At 42.8% G+C, this 19,786-nt stretch carries 23 protein-coding genes; 3 read left to right on the top strand and 20 right to left on the bottom strand.

The genetic code is table 11. The annotated features are described in order from the left end of the window. Positions 1–29: 29 nt before the first annotated feature. From AC0YN7_RS13765 to AC0YN7_RS13705, 13 genes are all read right to left on the bottom strand, one after another. Positions 30–224 carry a capping complex subunit for YIEGIA gene (locus AC0YN7_RS13765; RefSeq protein ID WP_475810576.1) on the bottom strand — a complete coding sequence of 65 codons (195 nt, stop codon included), beginning with the start codon at positions 222–224 and terminating at the stop codon, positions 30–32. After that, on the bottom strand, positions 217–1,134 hold the full coding sequence (locus AC0YN7_RS13760; protein ID WP_475810575.1) for a YIEGIA family protein: 918 nt from the start codon (positions 1,132–1,134) through the stop codon (positions 217–219). Before AC0YN7_RS13760 ends, AC0YN7_RS13765 begins: the two co-directional genes overlap by 8 nt. Then, a complete protein-coding gene (locus AC0YN7_RS13755) occupies positions 1,134–1,778 on the bottom strand; it encodes a YphA family membrane protein (RefSeq protein WP_475810574.1) in 645 nt (214 codons plus the stop codon). The genes AC0YN7_RS13760 and AC0YN7_RS13755 overlap by 1 nt, the downstream gene beginning before the upstream one ends. 101 nt (positions 1,779–1,879) lie before the next feature. Further along, positions 1,880–3,115: a 30S ribosomal protein S1 gene (rpsA, locus tag AC0YN7_RS13750; protein WP_475810573.1), complete on the bottom strand. Its 1,236-nt coding sequence runs from the start codon at positions 3,113–3,115 to the stop codon at positions 1,880–1,882. A 79-nt stretch (positions 3,116–3,194) separates the two neighbouring features. Next, positions 3,195–3,776 carry a lysophospholipid acyltransferase family protein gene (locus tag AC0YN7_RS13745; protein WP_475810572.1) on the bottom strand — a complete coding sequence of 194 codons (582 nt, stop codon included), beginning with the start codon at positions 3,774–3,776 and terminating at the stop codon, positions 3,195–3,197. A gap of 3 nt (positions 3,777–3,779) precedes the next feature. After that, positions 3,780–4,475, bottom strand: a complete 696-nt coding sequence (gene cmk, locus AC0YN7_RS13740; RefSeq protein WP_475810710.1) for a (d)CMP kinase — start codon at positions 4,473–4,475, stop codon at positions 3,780–3,782. 144 nt (positions 4,476–4,619) lie between these two features. Continuing rightward, the gene (locus AC0YN7_RS13735; RefSeq protein ID WP_475810571.1) at positions 4,620–4,817 is read right to left on the bottom strand and encodes a hypothetical protein; all 198 of its coding nucleotides are present in this window, start codon (positions 4,815–4,817) and stop codon (positions 4,620–4,622) included. A gap of 55 nt (positions 4,818–4,872) precedes the next feature. Next, positions 4,873–5,523 (bottom strand): flagellar brake protein, encoded by a 651-nt coding sequence (locus AC0YN7_RS13730; protein ID WP_475810570.1) that lies wholly within the window; start codon positions 5,521–5,523, stop codon positions 4,873–4,875. Positions 5,524–5,584: 61 nt separating this feature from the next. Next, positions 5,585–6,943 (bottom strand): germination protein YpeB, encoded by a 1,359-nt coding sequence (ypeB, locus tag AC0YN7_RS13725; protein ID WP_475810569.1) that lies wholly within the window; start codon positions 6,941–6,943, stop codon positions 5,585–5,587. 371 nt (positions 6,944–7,314) lie between these two features. Next, positions 7,315–8,010, bottom strand: coding sequence for a glutamic-type intramembrane protease PrsW (gene prsW, locus AC0YN7_RS13720; RefSeq protein WP_475810568.1), 696 nt, complete (start codon positions 8,008–8,010; stop codon positions 7,315–7,317). A gap of 50 nt (positions 8,011–8,060) precedes the next feature. Next, the gene (locus AC0YN7_RS13715; RefSeq protein WP_475810567.1) at positions 8,061–8,246 is read right to left on the bottom strand and encodes a hypothetical protein; all 186 of its coding nucleotides are present in this window, start codon (positions 8,244–8,246) and stop codon (positions 8,061–8,063) included. Between the two features lie 97 nt (positions 8,247–8,343). Beyond that, complete coding sequence (locus AC0YN7_RS13710) at positions 8,344–8,958, bottom strand: genetic competence negative regulator (protein WP_475810566.1); 615 nt, start codon at positions 8,956–8,958, stop codon at positions 8,344–8,346. A gap of 205 nt (positions 8,959–9,163) precedes the next feature. After that, positions 9,164–9,487 (bottom strand): hypothetical protein, encoded by a 324-nt coding sequence (locus AC0YN7_RS13705; protein ID WP_475810565.1) that lies wholly within the window; start codon positions 9,485–9,487, stop codon positions 9,164–9,166. 194 nt (positions 9,488–9,681) lie between these two features. On the opposite strand from AC0YN7_RS13705, the gene AC0YN7_RS13700 reads away from it, so the two are divergent. Continuing rightward, positions 9,682–10,503: a polysaccharide deacetylase family protein gene (locus tag AC0YN7_RS13700; RefSeq protein ID WP_475810564.1), complete on the top strand. Its 822-nt coding sequence runs from the start codon at positions 9,682–9,684 to the stop codon at positions 10,501–10,503. Here the strand turns inward: AC0YN7_RS13700 and AC0YN7_RS13695 are convergent. Further along, on the bottom strand, positions 10,493–10,726 hold the full coding sequence (locus AC0YN7_RS13695; RefSeq protein WP_475810563.1) for a hypothetical protein: 234 nt from the start codon (positions 10,724–10,726) through the stop codon (positions 10,493–10,495). The two genes, AC0YN7_RS13700 and AC0YN7_RS13695, sit on opposite strands and share 11 nt — an antisense overlap. Then, positions 10,723–11,316 carry a lysostaphin resistance A-like protein gene (locus AC0YN7_RS13690; RefSeq protein ID WP_475810562.1) on the bottom strand — a complete coding sequence of 198 codons (594 nt, stop codon included), beginning with the start codon at positions 11,314–11,316 and terminating at the stop codon, positions 10,723–10,725. The genes AC0YN7_RS13695 and AC0YN7_RS13690 overlap by 4 nt, the downstream gene beginning before the upstream one ends. 105 nt (positions 11,317–11,421) lie before the next feature. On the opposite strand from AC0YN7_RS13690, the gene AC0YN7_RS13685 reads away from it, so the two are divergent. Continuing rightward, positions 11,422–12,339, top strand: a complete 918-nt coding sequence (locus AC0YN7_RS13685) for a hypothetical protein (protein WP_475810561.1) — start codon at positions 11,422–11,424, stop codon at positions 12,337–12,339. Positions 12,340–12,358: 19 nt separating this feature from the next. On the opposite strand, the gene AC0YN7_RS13680 is transcribed toward AC0YN7_RS13685, so the two are convergent. Beyond that, positions 12,359–12,685, bottom strand: coding sequence for a rhodanese-like domain-containing protein (locus AC0YN7_RS13680; protein WP_475810560.1), 327 nt, complete (start codon positions 12,683–12,685; stop codon positions 12,359–12,361). Positions 12,686–12,949: 264 nt separating this feature from the next. Between AC0YN7_RS13680 and serA the strand changes: the two genes are divergently transcribed. After that, positions 12,950–14,542, top strand: coding sequence for a phosphoglycerate dehydrogenase (serA, locus tag AC0YN7_RS13675; protein WP_475810559.1), 1,593 nt, complete (start codon positions 12,950–12,952; stop codon positions 14,540–14,542). Between the two features lie 118 nt (positions 14,543–14,660). Here the strand turns inward: serA and AC0YN7_RS13670 are convergent, their stop codons facing one another. Genes AC0YN7_RS13670 through resB form a run of 4 tightly spaced genes read right to left on the bottom strand, consistent with a single transcriptional unit; the run spans position 14,661 to position 19,779 of the window. Beyond that, positions 14,661–16,121 (bottom strand): ATP-binding protein, encoded by a 1,461-nt coding sequence (locus tag AC0YN7_RS13670; protein WP_475810558.1) that lies wholly within the window; start codon positions 16,119–16,121, stop codon positions 14,661–14,663. Continuing rightward, on the bottom strand, positions 16,122–16,838 hold the full coding sequence (locus AC0YN7_RS13665) for a response regulator transcription factor (RefSeq protein WP_138753462.1): 717 nt from the start codon (positions 16,836–16,838) through the stop codon (positions 16,122–16,124). Positions 16,839–16,864: 26 nt separating this feature from the next. After that, a complete protein-coding gene (ccsA, locus tag AC0YN7_RS13660) occupies positions 16,865–18,124 on the bottom strand; it encodes a cytochrome c biogenesis protein CcsA (RefSeq protein ID WP_475810557.1) in 1,260 nt (419 codons plus the stop codon). Beyond that, positions 18,121–19,779, bottom strand: coding sequence for a cytochrome c biogenesis protein ResB (resB, locus tag AC0YN7_RS13655; RefSeq protein ID WP_475810709.1), 1,659 nt, complete (start codon positions 19,777–19,779; stop codon positions 18,121–18,123). Before resB ends, ccsA begins: the two co-directional genes overlap by 4 nt. Positions 19,780–19,786: the final 7 nt, after the last annotated feature.

Raw genomic sequence — 19,786 nt, 5'->3', positions numbered from 1 at the left:
AGCAAAAAACTACGTTCTTGGCTAACTTTTCATGTTATTGTGGTTGACTTGTGGTTGACCAGTATAATCGTTCCGTTCTTTAAATCATGCGCGCTGGCATCTAATATTTTCTCAAGAAGAAAAGACGTTTGCTGCAGCTTCTCAACATTGTCTACTAAAAAAATCGGCGCACCGCCTGCTACTTTATCGGCCTTCATCGAAACGACGGCAACGATTTTAGCCATGCTCGCCCGCTCCTTTCTTATTTACCGATGCTTCGGTTGGCATTCGTACAGCTGATTCCAAGATTGGAACACGTAAAATAACAGCTTGACCTTTGCTCGAATCCTGTTCCTGCGGCAATATAAAAACCGCCATTCTGCCGTCTAACATATCAAGCTTAGCCATCGGGATAAGAGCGGGTTCTCCATCATCTCGGTATACACCCAGTATTGTAGCTAGATCATATAGTATCGCTTGACGTTGTCCAAGATTGCTTAAAGTAATTTTCGCATTAGCGTTATTAGGCGTCAATATAAACCCCATGCCTCTATCCGCAATAATTTGTTGATTCGTTTTCAAACCAACATTCATTATGTAAATGTTATCGACGAATAAATCTGGTCCGTCAACTACAACCTTAGCAGGCTTTACCGAAGCAATATGCGCGATCGATTTGCCTGATTTAAGCTTTTCCACCAGCAATAGCGACAACCCGCCTGCAACGATACCAACCCATACATTAAGTATAATCGCAAACAAGCTGGTTAGTAAGGAGGTCATTATAACTAAATAATTTCGGCCTTCAAAAACCATAGCAATACCTTCAATGTAGGTTGAACCGCGGCCAACAAGCTCCAAGCTGTCTATTTTAGTAAGAGTTTCACGTTCCATTTTTCGAACGTCACGGAACTGCTGTGCAGCCAACGTTAGAAAGGTTATTGCTGTATAATCCTTATTGTACAACGCAGGCACTGCTACTGACCCGAGCGCAGCGGCTATAACTCCTAATGATATATGAATAATACGTCCATGTGGATATGTCGGATATTGGCGATAATCCGTCCTAAGCATAAGCAGTCGCGAGACAATACCGAATATCATCCCTAGAAGCACACCAATTAACAATTTATTTTGCACAAGAAACGAATACATTACGACGAACGGCCCCCTTTATAATGCCATAGCATCTCACTAACCTTATCAAAAGCCAATCGGATCGCTTTAAGAAATAAAGTGAAAATCCGTGCCGTTACGATCGCAATCAAAAAGCTATCCCACCAGGATAGTGAACCTACCATCGCAGTGTATGACACACCCTGTAAAAATGCGTTCAGCATCTCGCCGAGTGCCGCTCCCCAAGCTATCATTCCGAATTGATGCTTCGCTTTTGAAGTGAAAGCACCGCACAAAATACCACTAAGCAGCGGGGCATCCCAAAGGGGACCAATCCAATAAAATACAGGATCATAGCTGTACATTTTACGAAGACTGCCCCAAATGACCATAATCATCAGAATGCATAATAATAAGTATCCTTTGTATCCCAACTCCTCTGAGTCACTTAGAGCCAATAAACCTGCAAACAATAATAGAAGCGCAGCCGCATTCAGCTCCACATGTACATATGCATTGACCGGTACCCACCAAATCGAGAAGGAAAGCAGAGCTACTATTCCTATTCCGAATATGATGATCGAACGCCGGCTAAAATCTGGAGCAACATAAGGCTTCCAGCCTGTAGCCAATAATATGATCAATATAACGATAATCCATAATGACACATATCCTGGATTCACAATTCTTCACCTCTTGTACCCCCTATTATGCTCCAAAAAAAAAGAGCTATTCCTGTGAATATCCACAGAAATAGCCCCACTGGGTACAATATCAAAAATTGTTATTTCAGCTTGCTTAGTTTATCTCCAAAGCGCTCTGCAAGAGAGTAGCTCATGCTCTCATTGCTCAGGCTCACGTTCGGGTTATCGATTTTCTCGATTTTCGGTGAGCGTGGAGCTCTTTCAGGTCTAGCTGAAGGAGCAGCTTGCTCAGGTGCTTCTTCTGTCTCCTTGATGCTTAGGCTTACGCGCTTCTCAGCAGGGTTAAAGTCAAGCACTTTCGCTTGTACTTCTTGACCCTCTTTGAGAACATCGTAAGGAGTCGCAATATGACGGTGTGCGATTTGGGAAATATGAACAAGTCCTTCTACACCAGGAGCGATTTCAACGAAAGCTCCGAATGTTACGATGCGGCGAACTGTACCTGTTACGATATCACCAATATTGAACTGTCCACCTGCAGCATCCCAAGGACCTGGTTGAGCAGCTTTCAAGCTAAGACTGATTTTGCCAGCGGCAGCATCAACCTTAAGTACTTTTACGCGAACCGCTTGACCTTCAGCAACAACATCTTTTGGATGCGCTACATGCTGCCAGGAAAGCTCAGATACGTGTACAAGCCCATCAATTCCACCGATATCAATGAAAGCACCGAATGGTGTCAAACGTTGTACAGTTCCATCAAGCTCTTGGCCTACTTGCAGAGCAGACATAACTTGCTGCTTGCTTTGCTCGAACTCAGCATCTAGAACTTCTTTTTGTGACAAGATCACTTTGTTGTTCTCACGGTCGATTTCTTTAACCTTTACGCGAAGAGTACGGCCTTTGTAATCGCTGAAATCTTCCACGAAATGACGCTCAACCATTGAAGCCGGAATAAAACCGCGGATGCCGACATCTACGACAAGACCGCCTTTTACCACGTCAGCAACGATAACTTCAAACACTTCGCCGCTTTCAAAACGTTGTTGCAGCTCATCCCATGCTTTCTCTCCGTCAACTTGACGTTTGGAAAGAACAAGCTTTTCTTTCTCATCATCAATGCTAACTACTTTAAGCTCAACCTCTTGACCAATTTGAACGGCTTCCGAAGCGGATTCGATTTGCACAGCAGAAAGCTCACGAACCGGAATAACACCGTCATATTTATATCCAAGGCTTACATAAGCTTGGTTATCTTCGATTTTGACGATTGTACCTTTAACAGAATCGCCTTTTTTCAAAGACACAAAATTATCCAAAGCGTCTTGGCTTACTTCTTCCGCCACGGATTCTTGCACATTAGTTTCTTCTGACATTTGAAATAACCTCCTCAGTTCATACCCCAACTTTATTTAAATCCACATACGCCTAGAGCGCAAGCAGCATTTAAAACACTTATTTATGATTGTTTGCAGCAATCTCGCGAATGCGAGTCATAATGGCGTCTGTTACTTGTTCAAGCATATCAGGTGATGATTCATCAATAATTGCTTTAAAATCAATAGGCTCTCCGTAACAAACGATCATTTTGCTGAATGGTCTATAGCTTCCAATAATCGCAACAGGCACAACCGCCGAACCACTTCGCATTGCAATCATAGCTGCGCCCTTTTTGGCCATTCCTGCTTGATTATTGCGTGTTCCTTCCGGGAAAATCCCCATTACTTTACCTTCCTTAAGAAGATTAATAGCAGATTTAATTGCATCCTTACTCACTCCGCCGCGTTTGACTGGAAATGCACCGAACGACGTTATGAGAGATCCGAAAACAGGAATTTTGAATAATTCTTCTTTCGCCATAAAATGCACCTTGCGTCGAACCTTGACCCCTACTGTTGGCGGGTCGAGCAGACTCAGGTGATTCGAGGCCAATACGACTGGGCCGGTTGCTGGAATATTTTCCACACCTCTAGCTTCCAATCGGAATAAAAGCGTGTAAATGACACGCAAAAGAAAACGGAATATCAGATATAACATAGTTTACTTCGCCTCCGCCAATTTCGTTCGGCTTAATTTAACAATTGCGTTTATTACTTCATCAATTGTCATATTGGTGCTGTCGAGTACAACAGCATCAGAAGCGCAAATGAGCGGCGAAATGTCACGTTGCTCGTCTAAGGAATCACGTTCCGCAATTTCAGTTTCAAGCTGCTCCAACGTTATGGATTGACTGCTCGATATTTCTCGATAACGACGCAGCGCACGTTCCTTTACCGTTGCGGTTAGAAATATTTTCAGTTCTGCGTCAGGCAAAATATGCGATCCAATATCCCGCCCATCCATGACAACGCCTTTGCGTGAAGCAAGATTTCGTTGCATGTCTTTAAGAACTTCACGGACGGTTTCATTAGCGGCAATATGTGAAACCTGAAGTGTAACTTCACGTGAACGAATCTGATCTGTTACATTGTCCCCATTAACATAAACGGACTGCCCGTTTTCACCAGGCTCTAGCTCTATTTTTAGAGATTTCACAAGCTTCCCTAGTTCAATAGGCTGTTCCGACGTAATTCCTGCACGTCCAGCACAAAGTGTGACTGCACGATACATAGCGCCTGTATCGATATATACATATCCAAGCTGTTCGGCAACTTTACGTGCAACAGTGCTCTTGCCCGCACCAGCTGGTCCGTCAATAGCAATGTTCATGCGATCGCTGTCACCTTCGTGATGCATCAAGTACGGTCAACCCCCTTTTAGTAGAGATGGCTGGCCGTATGCATGTACGAATGCGACGCTAACCACTCAAGAAAAAAGCAGGCTTTGCCTGCGAACGTGAAAATTATACCACACTATATGCATAGATGCAAAAGCCGAGTGCTAGTTCAAGCGGGTTCCTTCCCACCGATCTACACCCGTCAGCCACTGTCGTATCTCATTATTTTGTAGTGCAACCTGGGAACAAACTAACAAAATAAGCAGTGTAATAATCATTTTCCGCAATACAGTACTAACTTCTTCCGTCAAGCTCAGCAATTGCTTACGATTTCTTTTTCTTCTTAAAAACTTGCGAATCATATGGATTGACCCCTTCCTATTTCAGGGTATCTTTCCATTGATTACACCTTTTTATTCATCGATTTCGAAATTCCAGCTGCTTTTCAAAGCAATAGCGTATAACCTTTTGCCGTTCCGAATCATTGATCATCGTATATTTAATCATAACTTGCTTTCGACCTGATTCAAGCACGACTACACGAACGATTTCTGCTGTAAATGAAGCATGATCAATATTTCCGTTCTTAAAGGGCAGCAGCAGCCAGCATTCCAATGTCTGCTCTGATTGAACCGGCCATTTGCCATCGCATATGAATGATATGCCGCCGCCGCCGACATCATCAGTTTTACAAACAAAACGTTCATAATTCGACATTTTTATCGCTATTTCAAGCTCAGCTGCTACACGAAGGAAGCTTCGTCGCTGTACCTTTGTTATGCGATCTTGTTCTGGCTTAAGTATTTTAATTAATCGAACGCCATCTTCTTTAAATCCGAGTACATGAGAATCAAAGAAGCTTTTAACACCGTCTCCTGAAATAAAATAAACAGAGAGCTCGTCACCTAGAAATAATCGTTTGAATCGGCCAGTCTTCTCATTGATCGGAATTTCAATGAGGAAACTGTCCTCTTGCTCATCGGCAATTCGAGATTTATATTCGATCATATTTTCCTGCTCGTCCGAAGAAGCGACATGATAAAACAGCATTTGGTTCACTTTAGGCATCAAATTGGCTCCCCCCATTCACATGTCATTATAACATGTCAAAATAAGAGGAGCCATATCGTTATTTGCCAGAAGCTGCCTTAACATCATACGGAGACATTTCTTCGATTGATTCCTCTAGGCCCGATTCAGAATTTATATACACTCTGTAAATACTACCATTAATTTTACCGGTATACTCGTAACAGAGCACCTCTTCGCCCAGATCGTTTTTAATAAGCGCTAATTGCTCATTTGTCACTTTCATCTCGGTATTCAAAGCTTTTCGCGCATCAGCCTTTGTAATGATTGGACTTGGCAGATTCCGTTTATGATGCTCATATACATAGTCGCTTGCTTGCAAGCCCACGACCTCACCCTTATCAAGTGCTACTTTAACTGTTAGCTTGTCAGGGTAGATTAGAACGCCGCTTTGCGAGCTCACATAAGTAAATGTTCCTGAATTATCGGATGCATCGTAGCTGATTGCTTTCATGCCAGCTAACTCATGTTTTTCCAAGAAGGAATCAGCAGCTGCTTTCGCTTTGTCCAAATCTACCTTCTTAGCTCCAATATCACGTGAATTCATAAACCAGATGAGTTGTCCGCCTTTTTGGGTGAATTCCATCTGTATTCTGTTGCCGTTGTCAGACTCATTTACCATAGCGGAAAATGAGGCATATTCCGTACCTTGTGCATTTTCAACAACACGGATACTTGATTCTGGAACATTTGCAAACTTGGCAGCGTTTTTCTTAATTTCTTCTGCTGTCACTTGTTCTCCGCTGAGTGTTTTTATTGTCCGCTTCTCATACATGCTGCTTACAGAAGGTCCCCAGTTGATTTCTGGATATTCACTAACTTTCTTGTCAACAGATCTAAAGCCGTCAACAATGATATTGTCGTTCGTTGATTGTTGGGACGCAATAGCAAGTTCAACATCCATCCATCGCAATTTGTTTTTCAATACATCTTGCTGCATGCCGATCAACTCTTTGGAAATTTGTTCGGAGTTCGCATACAAAGTCTTCATCGTTTTAAACTCGTCTTCCGTTAATGGCTGCTTTGTTAAATCCCGTACTGCTGTCTTGTAAGAGAAATTTGCAATACGTGATAAAAAGTCGCTAGTTTCGTTGAATGGCAGCATCGTTACGGGCAGCTGGTTAATCTCATTCTGAGCCTGGCTTGTTAGCCGCCAAACGTTAACCAAGCCTTTTCGATGGAAAGCCTGAGAGGTAGAGTTAACCGCGAGCGTATTACCTAGCTGCTGATGCAGCTGCTCAACATGATTGGTTAAATCGTGGAATGCACGTTGATACTGGTTCTCCGCCTTTATCAATATCGTGTTTTTTTCTTGATGCTCTTGATAGCCCCAAAAAGCGGCACCAATGAAGAGTATTGACATTATCGGAAACATAATTGAGCTGAGTCGACCGTACATAACACAAAAGCTCCTTTCTTGTGCAAAACTTGGTGTTAGTTTGGTTTGCCCAAGGGAGCTTTATGCATCCGTTTATTCAATTATATGCCATTCCTTTAAAATACACCGTGCTCTTCAATATCCAGGTCGTTTCTGTTATTGCAGATACACTGTTTGAAGCCGGTATCGACAGCGCCATTTTCTCGTCGTCCACGCAGTACGAACTTCTCACCGCACACATTACACCTAATGGTCACCTTCACTCTTAAAGCTTCCATACGTCCCTCCTACAAAGTTTCGAGCAGCAAAACTTACTTCGTAAGCATAGGCTACCATTATTCGAATGCCATCCTATGAGGCATTACAATATAATGTAAGTATGGACGGATCATTTATAGTTTAATCTCATCCTCGCGAGCGACGAATCGAAAAGGTGACCGAGAATTTGCATGGTTCATCTTGCGTAAGCCCCATATCCATAACGCGATCATAAACGGAACGATAAACCACATCCAATTTGTTCGAAGGGTAATCATAATCCAGTCGTACGTTCCGTGCAAAAATGTAGGGAGCAATAAGGATATGGCTAAAAAATAACGTACCTTGTTCGTTGGCGCAAATTTTGCTTTACCTAAATAGTAACCCATCATAACGCCAAACAATGCATGTCCGGAAACGGGAAGCAGGGCACGAGCAAGCAGCGTTCCGAATGTTGCCGGAGAATAAATGGCGTATAAAACATTTTCAAGCGTCGCAAAGCCAAGCGATATCGAGGCTGCATATACAATTCCATCATAAGGCTCATCAAATTCGGTGTGGTTAAATATAACATGATAAAGCACAAACCACTTTAAAAACTCTTCCACTCCTGCCGACTCTACATAAGCGAATAGCAGTGTATGATCTCCTAGCCAGAGCTCTAGCCCTCGTTGAATAACCATGATTGGCACAACAACTAACATACCTAGCACAAACAATCGTACGACCATATGAATCGGCTCAACATCGTACTTATCTCTTAAATATAAATAAGTTAGCAGCGCGACACCTGGCGCGACCGCGGCAGTCAAAACGGAAAGTAGTAGCATTTTGTTCCTGCTTTCTCACATCCAACCCTAATATCGAGAGGCTTGAGCATTCATCTAATGCCAGCCATACAGCCATCTAGCCGCATATCGACTTTGTTGGTGCGATGGATTTCGAACACGTAATCGATATCTCGTCTCTCCTGATTATACAACGCTCTGGCCATATACGAAACACCGCCTTTATCTATAATTAAAAATTGGCAGTTATCATTCGCTAATTCAACTAACAATTTCACACAAGAAAAGCACCGTGCAGATAAGTCAAATCTGCTTGGTGCTTTTTATGCATTCACATATAAGTATCGTATAAATGTAGCTATACCCTCTTATATTTTAATATTTAAAATGATTGCATATTTCTCGTACTGCCTCTTCAGCCATTATAACTTTGCCGTATTCCTCTAACATCGCGTAGGTAACCGATGTGGCTTCGCCATATTCAGCAAGCAACGCAATAACCGCATTGTGCCGAGTTGAATCAATCAACGCTGGCTCAAGCACCAATATATACTTCCCATTGTAGGAATACAACTGTCCATCTTCTGTCAAGGCTGATGATTGAAGCTGCTTACAAACCGAAATAACATCCTCAAATTCACGGAATGCGTACATGACGATATCACTTTGCTCAAGCGTTACTTCCATCTCATATATCTCGTCTTCCGTGTCATCCTCTTCTAGCGATCGATCCTCGGAATGACTATGCATCTTACCACGGGTGACAATTACGACCATACCTTGAGCGGGGAGAGCAAATACTTCGACCGCTAATGGGCCGCTGGCATCGAATCCAAGTTCACTATATGCTTGATCCATCATTTCACTGAATAGTTCGTGTACTTTTGGAATTTCGCGCCACATGTCTTCCTTCTGGATCCCCCGTTCCAGCAGGTCGTCGAACGTCAGGAAAATCCTTATCTTGTCCTGACTCAGTCGTTCGATTTTCATGACAGGATCCTCCTCTGCAGCATCTGTTGTAATAAAGTATGAAATTATTAGTAAGATGTGATCATTTCGACCAAATCATGCTATGTAACTACTTTATCATGTCTGTCCGTTGAATGCACTAATAATAGCCCAAAAAAAAGAATCGTTTGAACACTTTGCACTTAAGCAAAAAGTGTACCTACGACTCTTTTTTTGGTTAACTGAATTAATGTGTTACAGCTGACGATTCCGCTCTAATGCTATCCGCTTCTTGTTTCAATGCGGGGTCACTATTGACAATTGCTTCAATTTGATCCCAAGCGGCTCCTGATTTTACGGCGGTATCGTCTGTAGGCTTTGGGGCCATAACCGCAGCCTCTTGCTTCCAATTGCCATTCATCATTTTTGATACGGATTTACCTATCACTTTAGTGCTTACATCAGACATCGCGCTAGCAGCCCAAGCAACAGCTCCTGGTCGTTTACGGGAGACATATACGGTGGCTACCGCGCCAATCAATCCTCCAACTAAAAAACCGCTTAACCTCATCGTATGGACACCTCTTTCCTATTCGGTATTCCTTCATTAGTTTGACCGTCGCATCCTGGTGTCATTCGATATAAATTAAGGAAATAACGCTTCCCGCCTACCATTCCGGACTCTTATACAACAAATTGGCATATATGATACAATATTGTCGATTTAGTGATTAACAAAACAAACGTACGGAGGGTCACAAAAAAATGAAACGATCAGCTCAATTATTAGCTGCAATTCTTCTCCTTGGCACACAATTGGTCGCATGCAGTGCCCAATCGAATAATGTGAACATCGAACAAACACCTAAACCAAACATAACGGCGGAGCCGACAACCTCAGCAGCTGAACCGATCGCAGCTGAACCGATCACAGCTGAACCTGCCCCACCAATCAAGCAATACCGTATGAATGAAGTCTATCGCTTTGTTCCAATTGATGAAAAGACGACAAACAAAGCCGTTTTGCTCACCTTTGATGACGGGCCAAAAGATGAAACTGTACTAAAAAGTATGCTTGATACGCTCGACAAACATGCGGCTAAGGCTATATTTTTCGTAAACGGTTACCGTGTGAAGCAAAATCCTGATCTTCTGAAGCTCATTTATGACCGCGGTCAAACCATTGGCAACCACTCATGGGATCACATCAATTTAAAAGAGGAATCGGAAGAAGTAATTGAACAGCAGATCGGAGATGTGCAAATCAAAGTCGAGTCGCTCGTAGGCGTGAAGCCGAAATTTTTCAGGCCTCCATACGGCTCAGGTGGAGATATGGTAAAGAAAATCGCAAAAAACCACGGCATGTTATTCATGACGTGGTCTAATGGATCATTGGATTGGGATAAATCAGCCAAAAACAAGCCGGATGAAGTCATTCGAAATGTAATGGAACAGCTTCATCCCGGCGCAAATATATTGATGCATGAGCTGCAATGGACAGCCGACGCGTTAGATGAATTACTGAACAAGCTTGAAAAAGAAGGCTACAGCTTCATTGATCCTGACGAGATCGAAGTTATTGACTAAATTTAAAGCCATACCAGAATAATCCGCCAACTAAACATACAAACATAACAAATAACAAATTATAATACCACTTCGTCACTTTTTGAGCGCTCGAAGGAAACTTTTTGCGTCTAGGCGGTAGAGCTTCGAGTTCATTGGATTCCATTCCAATGCTGGACGGCTTTGCCGCCTTTTCTAGCTGTCCTTTTCCTCTGGAACTGCCAAACTTCTCTTTCCTGCTCATGACTCCCTCCTGAATCTAATAATTAATCCCATAATAAAATCAATCAAGAAATGCGCGATAATAGGCGCCCATATTGAACCGGTTTGAATATAGATCCAACCAAGTCCATAACTAATTGAAAATACTAAACCAGTTGGGATCCAATGCTTCAAATACCTTACATGGATCGTTGCGAAAATAATGCTCGTCCAATATGTGCCAATCGCATGCTGAATCGCTCCGCGAAAAAGTAATTCCTCACATATCGCTACTACAAATGATAAAAGAGCGATGTGCCAAATGGGACGTGTACGAAAAATCCGATCATTTACTCCACCATCATCCGCCGCTTCTTCTGGTACCCAGCGGGAAATTATTAAATCAACTGCTATCACTATACCTGCAAACGCTATGCCCCATATTGCAAATTTCAACTCTTTTGGAATAGTGAACAAATGAATTGGATTTTGGTGCTGAAATAAAACCCATATTAAACCGATAATAAAAGTAAGCCCCTGAGTTGTGTATAAATTAATAAGCAGCATACGGTCATCCAACTGATCCACCGTCACCTTGCGAATGCGAATATTACGAATGTCAAATTTCTTCATTTCTTCCCGCCTGTCTGGAATGTTCGTATTTTCTTTTTCGACCTTTTCACCTATACTAGTTACACATTTCGACAACATAACTTTAATGCATAGAGGGAGATAGAGATGGAAAAAAGATTAACGACTACCGCAATGTTATTTAGTGTTGGATTTGTATTTTTGCTCGTTTGTACAGTAGGAGCCTTTTTCTACGGCATCCAAATTGGTTCAGCTAAAATTGAATCTAAGTACGCAGCAAAAGAAGAAATGAAATCATCTCCTGCTTCTATCAGTCCTTATCAGCAGCAAGATTTAGTTTCTTTCTATCATACTGTATTTTTACCTTATCGTGAATTTCAAAATGAATGGTTTGCAGCTATGAATAAAGTATCGCAGGGAAAAACGATTGAAGCAACATCGTTGTTTAAAAATTTATCTAATCTAGCTGAGTCCAAGGCAAAAGAAGCTAGCTCAGTAGATATGCAGAAATCACCTTTACTGGGACAAGCTCAGACCAGCTATGTACGTAGTTTAAAAATGTTTAAAGATGCATCAAACAAAGCGGCATCTAATGCAAAAACATTAAGCAATCACGATTTAGAGAAATACATAGAACAAGAAAAGTGGTATCAATCCGCCTCACAGCAAGCATTAATTGCACAACAGGCTTATTATTCCGCCATGTTAAAGTGGGCGTCATCCGTTGACCCAAACATTCCGTCTGATTACAAAGCAGTATCGATCATTGAGCTCACACAATGGCAGAAGCTGCCGCTTGCTGTCAAAAATAAGCTTATGTCCGATCAGCTCATGAATCGCAAAAAGCTGGTTTCATATTACCCTCATGATTTGACAAGTCGGGTGGACGAATTAATTGTTTCAGGCCAGGCTACAAAAATGAAGCTACATACGCTGTCAGCAGTTGTCGATCTGCTTATTAACACAGAAGCTGTCAGAACGGGAGATTTTACAAGCAGCAAATCCCGTCTATATCAGGAGGCTACCCTTCCGCAGCTGCCGTTTTTCTACCCTGACACCAATTAATTGTTACTTTCAGTTTCAATTAATCATATTGAAATCCTTTTAACGAGGCTACAGCTGCCATTCCGCCAGTTACATTGTGGAGGCCGCTGTAGCCTTGTTCATCTAAGAAGCGGCAAACAGCTACGCTGCGTACACCATGCCCGCAAACAATATAAATTGGTTTGTCTTCGTCGAGCTCACTGAGCCTTGATGGAATAGTATTCATTGGAATTAACGTTGAACCTTCAATATGGTAATATTCCCACTCGAATGGCTCTCTCACATCTATCAATTGACTTGAATCTATTTGACCATTGTCTATTAATCCAAGTATTATTTGCGGTGCAATATCCTTCCATTTTGTCATCTATGCGGGCCTCCATTGTCGGATTTTGTTATCAATTATGCTAGAATCATATCGAAATTTTCACATTTCAGCAAGTTTGAGCATTGCATTGACCACTCCATTGCTATAAAATAGAAATGTCCGATTTTGTTGAAACTAGACTGAATCATGTACGATGATCCAACTCTTGTCCCGCTGCTGCACAACGGTGCCGGGTCGAGGGTTTTTCTATTCATATTAAGCGAAGCACAATAGCTTCGCCCCAATTTAGGAGGCATATTTCACATGTTTAAAGTGTTAGTTTCCGATCCAATCAGCGATCTAGGTATCCAGCAGCTTGTTGACGCGGCTGATGTCGCGGTAGACAAAAAGCCAGGTTTAAGTGAAGACGAATTAGTCGCTATTATTGGCGAATACGATGCATTGCTTGTCCGAAGCCAAACACGCGTAACAGCTAAAATTATGGAAGCTGGAAAACAGCTGAAAGTAGTAGGTCGTGCAGGTGTTGGCGTAGACAACATCGATCTTGAGGCTGCAACACAGCAAGGAATCATTGTTATCAACGCGCCAGACGGCAACACAATTACAACATGTGAGCACACTTTTGCCATGATGATGGCTTTAGCCCGTCACATTCCGCAAGCGTACATGAAGACTGTAAACGGCGTTTGGGATCGTAAAACCTTCCTTGGTGTTGAGCTTCGCGGCAAGACGCTAGGTGTACTTGGTATGGGCCGTATCGGCAGCGAGGTTGCCAAACGCGCGAAAGCTTTCGGCATGGAAATCTTGGGTTATGATCCGTTCATGACTGAGGAAAGAGCAGAGAAAATAGGCATTAAGCTTGCTAGCGTTGATGAAATTGTGCGTCAAGCAGACTTTATGACTGTTCATACTCCGCTAACACCAGAAACACGTCATATGATTGGCAAAGCTCAATTTGAAGTTATGAAGCCTGGCATGCGCATCGTTAACTGTGCGCGCGGCGGAATCATCGACGAAATCGCATTGGTCGATGCTATAAATAATGGTGTAGTTGCCGGTGCGGCATTCGACGTTTTTGAAGTCGAGCCTCCTGCTCCCGATCACCCGTTTTTGACACATCCATTAATAATCGTAACACCTCATCTAGGCGCATCAACTGTAGAAGCACAAGAGAACGTGGCTATTGACGTATCAGAGCAGGTACTTCATATCCTTCGCAATGAGCCGTTTATAAATGCGGTTAACATGCCTCCGATTCCAGCAAATCTACAGAGCATACTGCAGCCTTATTTCACTCTTGGAGAAAAGCTAGGCAGTTTCATCGCTCAAGCGACCGAAGGCGCTGTACAAGAGATCGTCGTAAGCTATGCTGGCGAGCTTGCTGAAGTGGATACTCAACCGTTGACACGTCATATTGTACGCGGTGTCCTTGCACACCACCTTGGCTTAGAGCAGGTGAACATCGTAAACTCCATGCATTTAGCGAAAAGCCGTGAAGTGAATATCGTCATTCAGAAAACGCACACATCGAAGGACTTCACAAACCTTGTAACGGTATCACTTCGTACGAAAAAAGAAGAGCGAGTAGTTGCAGGTACATTATTGACTGGCTATGGACCCCGCATAGTACAAATCGATAAGTTTACAGTGGATCTTACACCAGAGGGCAATCTAATCCTTATTTCACACAACGACAAACCAGGTATTATCGGTCGTGTCGGAACGCTGCTCGGCAATAACGATGTCAATATCGCGACAATGCAAGTAGGTCGTAAGCTTGTCGGCGGTTCGGCTATCATGGTTCTTAGAGTGGACAAAGGTACTCCGAAGGATGTACTCGTTCAATTAACAAGCATGCCTGAGCTTAATACTGCAAAAGAAATTACTCTCATCTAAATGGATGCAAAAAACGAGCCAGTCGGATTAACCGACTGGCTCGTTTTGTTTCACGAACAACAAGAATAAACGGCTCTTTTCAACAAAAAGAGCGTACCTTTAAGATACGCTCTGACAACTATTGATGTGCTTCGACAGGTAGCAGCAAGGTGAACGAAGTTCCTATTCCCACTGTGCTTTCTACGATAATTTGACCATGATGAAGATCAATCATATTTTTAACAATAGCTAAACCAAGTCCTGTACCGCTGGATGAACCGCGCTTCCGCGCTTTATCCGCTTTGTAGAAGCGTTCAAATATAAAAGGAAGATCCTCTGACGGAATTCCCTGCCCTTCATCAGTCACCTTGAGCTGCACATAAGGAACAAGATGGCTAGCCGTATGCTCCCCTGCTAATACAATGGAGTGGCCTGATGTTGTGTGCCGCAAAGCATTATCGAGTAAATTTGTAAGCACCTGCTCAAGTCGATCCTCGTCCGCTTCCTTCACATGCAAGGGCTGTTTAGGCAGCTCACTTAGCAATCTAACCCCACGTTCCTTCGCGTACGCTTGAAACTTGCGGTGAACACGTTTAACAACATTTCTTAAATCTACTTCTTGAAAATTCATATCGACATGCCCTGCTTCCATTCGGGCAATATCGAGAAAATCATTCACCAGTCTGCCCATACGAAGTGATTCATCATAAATAACTTGTACGAGCTCCTTACGTTCTTCATCTGACACTACAATATCATCCAGCAGAGCTTCGCTATAACCTTGAAGCATCGACAACGGTGTCCTAATTTCATGTGAAATATTGGCGACGAAGTCTCTCCGCATCTTTTCAAGCTTGTGCTCCTCTGTAACATTGCGGATAACGGCAACAGCCCCCCGCACTATACCCTTCGATTGCAGAGGCGCCATTACGATAGACCATACGCTGCTATGAACATGAACCTTGTCAGTTGCATCGGTCCCCTCTTCCATTACCTTTTGGAACAATTCGCGTATCGGCATTGGCACATCAGCATAAGCTGTTGTGCTTGCAAAATCCTCCTGCCAAACAAGCTCTAGACCAGACCACTGGTTAATGAGCATATCCCCGCTCGGATTTGTTAATATGACTTTGCCTTCCGCGTCGAAAGTAATAACGGAATCGCCCATACTGCGTAAGACGCTCGCCAAATGATTTTTCTCATGGTTCAGATCGTGTATAAATTTATCAAGCTGACCCGTCATATGATTAAAAGTATTCGCGAGCTCACCAATTTCATCAGATGATCGAATATTAACCCTTATACTGTAATTGCCCTGTGATACCGAATCTGCAGCATTTTTCAATTGAAGCAAAGGCTGCTGAATTTTTTTGGATAGGAAAAATGCAAAAAAGGTCGACAATAAAAACCCGATTATCGCCGTAATGATAAACAGCATTTTCACCTGGTATGCATTGTCGTCGACCCAATGATCTACATATTGCAAAAGAAAGACTCCAACTATAAGTAATACAACAGCTACGAGCAACATAATCGTCGCCCATAGCTTTCCTACTACACTATGCCATAATGAACCAACCACTCTATTCCATATCTTCATTTATTTCGGAACCTCAAGCTTGTAGCCAACGCCCCATACCGTTGTAATCATCGCTGCAGCATCAGGAGATACTTTGTTCAGCTTCTCACGCAAACGCTTAACATGCGTGTCTACCGTTCGCAAATCACCGAAAAATTCATAATTCCATACATCCTTCAGCAGTTCCTCACGGGAGAACACTTTATCAGGCGATACTGCCAGATAATGAAGCAATTCGTATTCCTTAGGAGTCAAGCTAACCTCTTGTCCTCCAGCCGTTACCCGATGAGCGTCATGCTCAATGATGAGGTGCGGGAATACGATATTATTGCTGGAATTAATCTCTTTTGTAAGGAAGGCAGTTGCTGATGAACGACGCAATATCGCCTTCACTCGATAAATAACCTCACGCGGGCTAAACGGCTTCACGACATAATCGTCCGCACCCACTTCGAAGCCTTGCACACGGTTCATCTCTTCACCCTTGGCTGTAAGCATAATGACCGGAGTTGCTTTTACTTGACGCAGCCGTGAGCACACCTCTACACCATCTATTCCCGGAAGCATGACATCCAATAAGATAAGCGCATAATCAGTATTTGAGGCTAGTCTAAGCGCAGTTTCCCCATCCTCAGCCTCGTCGATTGTATAGCCTTCTTTTTCTAAATACATTTTGAGCAAACGACGAATTCTCTCTTCATCATCAACAACCAATATACGGCTCGAATAATCAGACATACTGCATTGCCCCTCTCCTTCAAAAACTATGTGCCAGAATATGAATGCAATCCTGCTATTACTAAATTAACACCTACAAGCGTGAACAAAATAATTACGAATCCGATAACCGCGAGCCACGAAGAACGAAGTCCTTGCCAGCCACGTGACAACCGGAAGTGCAAGTATGCACTATAATATAACCAAGTAATAAGCGCCCAAACCTCCTTCGGATCCCATCCCCAGAAGCGTCCCCAAGCGATGTTCGCCCAAATCATTGCGAAAATGAGGGCACCTAGTGTAAAGATAGGGTATCCAATTGCAATGGCTCTATAGCTTATTTCATCTAAGTCTTCCGGATCGATGTCTTTAAGCGCCGGATGAATTACCGCACTAAGCGGTTTACGGAACAATAACCGAAGTAGTCCATAGATTAAGGAACCAGCAATGATAGACCAAAGGACTGTATTCAGTTTTCTGCCCGCGTTCACGCCACTCATCCAATATGGAGCTTCAAAAAGAGCATTGTCTATTCCAAGGAATGACTCATATTTTACCTCAATGCTATTGTATGGTTTAACGATAGGAGGAAGCGTATAATCAACTGTATCGGTTATCGTTTGTTCAATACCTTTAGCATCAATTTTAGATATTTCTTGCGTATACTGTGCCTCGTATCCCATTCCGCGGAATGCGAATACGGCTACGATAAATCCAACGATTAAAATAATGGAATAGACCGAGAACTCTAACCAAAACTGTGCTCTGCGCGCCTCTTTCGTTTTACCTTTAAAGTCAGTCACTCGCAGCAAATACATAAGGCCCGCAGCAAAGCCCACTGCCATAAACGCTTCACCTAATGCAGCCGTTGTAACGTGTACTTTAAGCCAGTAGTTATTAAGTGCCGGAATTAATGGCTGTACCTCCTGCGGAAATACCGAAGCATAAGCCACAATAATAACCGTCAACGGAAGTGTGAACATGCCAAGCAGCGGATTGCGATATAGAATAAACACAATGGTAAAGGCGATCATGATAGCCATACCTAGAAAAGTCATAAATTCATACATATTACTCGTAGGAATCTGGCCACTGCCTGCCCAGCGAGTGAAGAAGAAGGTTAAATGAGCGGCTAGCCCTACAGTTGAAGTAATAAATGCTATTCTACCCCAACGCTTCTCATGCATCTCCGGTTTACGATTACTCCATTTTTTTCCGGCAACCGCTATAACGTAGAACATGAATGCAAAACAATAAAGAAAAAATGCAGCTATAAACGCATCACTGCTAAAATCAACTAAACTCACGCCTTGTTCCCTCCGTTATCAAGCGACTTCGAATCTACGGAAATACCTATTTTGCTAAGTGCCCATGCGACATCAGAACGCATACCGTACCAGTTTTTGTTCGTATATGCTCCAAGCGAAAGCTCACCGTCATCGATACGCAGCCATATTCTACGATGCTGCCAATATGTTCCTAGCAGCAAACCAATCATCGAGATGGTTGCTCCAACCCATACATAAGGCAATGCCTTGTCCATTCTGACATTCAAATAGGTAGATGCTTCGGAGAAATCAACGTTTTCCATGCCATCTACTCTTATTTCGATTTTCTCAGCTATTGACCGATTGATCGTATCTTGAGAGAAATTAACTTTATCCTTCTGCATTGGGAAGTACATATACGGCTCGCCTTCAGGATCAAGTCCTGGACCTTTTATTGTGAAAATAAAAGCCGGCGCGATCGGATCACGCGATAAGGTAGTTGGTTTACCATTGTCATCAAGCGCGAACTCCATATAATTCGCATATAAATCAAGTGTATACGGACCTAGCTTATGCTGAAGCGCCGCGTTTTTCATCGGCAAGTCAAACGGTCCGTAAATCTCGCCCGTTTTTTTATCGACAAGAACGGGATGAACCGCATTCAATCTAGGTGTAACGTCAAAATCAAATTGATAAAGCTTCAGTCCTTTGTAAGTAAGCGGCTCATTGACAATGATGTTATGACGCTTAACTTCCTTAAGTACAGGCTCTTTTTGAGGATCATTGCAATCGCTCGTACATGTATAGAGCACTGCTTTAGTCTCATACATTTTGGCGCGAGCTGTTCCTTTTAGTTTCTCGGGAAGCTCTTCGTCTGTATAATACTTTACCGTAAACTTTTCATTTTTGACAAAATAATTGGTATCAGTAATTTGTACAGTATCGCCGTCAGGAATGGTTAAGTAGCTATCCATCTGCCAATCCGGAATACTGCGAGCCAATATGGCCAGTAGAAACAAGATTAGACCTATATGGTTTATATAAGGTCCCCAGCGGCTAAAGCGGTTTTTCTCAGCCAGCAGCGCGGTACCTTCTCGATGTATGCGATACCCTTTACGTTTCAATTGCGCGCCAAACTGTTCAACCCAGATATCCGCATCTCCATCGATAGTTTGTCTATACACGGTTTTCTGACGGTGTATAAATTGCAAATGCTTACGTATTTGCTGCTTGCTTAATGCACGATACAAAGGCAAAACACGATCAAGAGAACAAATAACTAACGATGTCCCGATCATAACGAGAAGCCCGATAAACCACCAAGATTCGTACGTATGCGTCAGACCAAGCAAGTAATAAATTTTTCCCGGCAAGCCGTATTGTTCCTCATAATAAATTGAGGGATCAAAGTTGTTTATAAACGTGTTTTCTTGTGGGAAAATAGTTCCCAGCATGGCTGTCAAAAAAGTGATGACGATTAAATAAATCGCAATTTTGACAGATGAGAAAAAATTCCACACACGGTCGATGATGCTCGGATTCCTTTTCTGTGAACGACGAGCTACCCCGTCATATCGCATTTCAAGAGGCTCGTCCGTCACTTCATTTTCCATGAGCGGTTTTCCGCAGCTTTCGCACAACACGGTTCCGACCGAGTTTTGATGGCCGCATTCACATTTTGTGTTTTCTAGCACTAACAAT

It is taken from the genome of Paenibacillus sp. J31R122 (genome assembly GCF_056269185.1).
This window is presented reverse-complemented; position numbering and strand designations above follow the sequence as displayed.